At 67.4% G+C, this 1700-nt stretch carries 3 protein-coding genes; all 3 read right to left on the reverse strand.

Translation table 11 applies throughout. The features are described 5' to 3' along the window. Positions 1-729 (reverse strand): ABC transporter ATP-binding protein (locus JCM9942_RS15240; protein ID WP_172675150.1); only part of this gene is annotated, 729 nt, incomplete at its 3' end. A 321-nt stretch (positions 730-1050) separates the two neighbouring features. After that, positions 1051-1512, reverse strand: a complete 462-nt coding sequence (locus tag JCM9942_RS15245; RefSeq protein ID WP_054660688.1) for a DUF4426 domain-containing protein — start codon at positions 1510-1512, stop codon at positions 1051-1053. Between the two features lie 53 nt (positions 1513-1565). Continuing rightward, positions 1566-1700: pyrroline-5-carboxylate reductase dimerization domain-containing protein (locus JCM9942_RS18455; protein ID WP_304941158.1), on the reverse strand; the 135-nt coding region annotated here is incomplete at its 5' end.

Here is a 1700-nt window from a genome sequence, read left to right on the forward strand (position 1 = left end):
CTCTTCTGCCCGCGCATCCGGCGCCGGCACGTGGCAACTGCCGGTGCGCAGGAACTGCGCCAGCACCGGGTGCCGCATGTCATTGGCGAAGAATGCGGCGGCAGGCGCATCCACCTGTACCTGGCCGCCGGCCAGCAGGATCGCGCGCGCTGCGATACGCCGCGCCTGCGCTTGATGGTGCAGCGTGATCAGGCAGGTATGGGTGGTGGCCAGGCGCTGGATCAGTGCCAGTACCGCTTCGGTATCGGCCGCATCCAGCTCGCTGGTGGGCTCGTCGATCAGCAGCAAGGGGCTGCCGCTGAGGGCCGCGCGCAGGATCGCCAGCTGTCGCGCCAGTCCACGCGGCAGATCGATCACCCGCTGCGACAACTGCGCGACCAGGCTATCGGCGCCCAGGGCGTGCAGCCGGGTGACGACTTCCTCGCGCAGCGCGTGCTGGCTGCTGCCTCCGTGCTGCTGGCGCAGCGCGGCACTGAGGTTCTCCAGGACGCTGAAGCCCAGTTCGCGTGGCTGCTGGTGCACCAGCGCCGGCGGGCGGGCGGCCGCCGGCAGTGGCTGGCCCTGGAACAGCATTTGGCCCCAGCGCTCGCCGTGGGCGTTGTGCTGACCGGACAGCGCCTGCAGCAGCGACGACTTGCCAGTACCACCCGGGCCCATCAGCACCACGATGCCCGGGCCATCGATCACCATATCGATCGATGCCAGCACCGTCCGGCGGCCACGGCTCATGCCCCAGCCTTGCAGCTGCAGCAGTGGAGGAAGGGATTTTTGCATGGGAAAAGACGTCATTTATCCGGCGCGGCCGCATCCATGGGCACGAGCGGAAGAGGGAAAGGGGGCCAGTATGGTGGGCCTCACTCCCATGTCAATTTGAGCCTTGCGTGAGCTGCGTCAAATTCTATGAATGGGGGTGGAGCCGCCACCGCCCCGTATGCACTGGATTACGGGACTGATTTGAAAGGGAAATTGTGGAAGCTGTAGCGCCGATTACAGGCGCGCAGGCGGAGGTCGCAACGCGCGGCCGGGCGTGATCGGCGGTTTCGGCAGTATTCAGAAACTTCGTTCGAAACCCACTTTCCCCTGGCCGGCGGTGGCACGTACCTGCAGTTCCACCCGCAGCTGGTCGTGGGGCCGCGCCTCCAGCAAACCGATCAGATCGGTGTACGGTCCCGTGCGTACCGCGCGCAATGCCACGTGCTGGCGCCTGCCCGACAGGTCGGTGGCCGTTGCGATGACATCGCCTTCGGCGGGCAGCTCCTGGTTGTCGCTGCGCTCGCGCAGCGCCACCACCAGCAAGGCGCGGTTGGCTTCGCGTTTGATCTCATAGCTGCGTGCCACCGCTTCGTTCATTGCCAGCGTTGGGAACAGGTTGTAGTGCACGCGCAGCGGACCCAGATCGGCATGGGCAGGTGCGGCTTGCGCGCGCGTTGCCGCCTGCGGTGGGGGTTGCCCGGAGCAGGCGGGCAGGCCGATGAGCAGCCCGGACAGCAGCAGTGGAATAAATCTGGACATGGCAGGTTTCCTCGGGCGGGTTGCCGGTGGGCTGCACGCGCAGGTACGCAGGCTCAATCGTTGGCGGCCGATAGGTCCCGCCCGCGGCGCGCGGCGGCTTCGATGGCCCTGGCGGTCAGAGTCTCAAAGCCTCCGGCCTGCAAGGTTTCGATGGCGGCCTGGGTGGTGCCGCCCGGGGAAGTGACCCC

It is taken from the genome of Stenotrophomonas pictorum JCM 9942 (genome assembly GCF_001310775.1).
GTDB classification, from domain to species: Bacteria; Pseudomonadota; Gammaproteobacteria; order Xanthomonadales; family Xanthomonadaceae; genus Stenotrophomonas; species Stenotrophomonas pictorum.

What these genes read in the sequence shown, in the direction of transcription:
- JCM9942_RS15245 (WP_054660688.1), bottom strand. Translation starts at nt 1,512, where the DNA reads ATGTCCAGATTTATTCCACTGCTGCTGTCCGGGCTGCTCATCGGCCTG.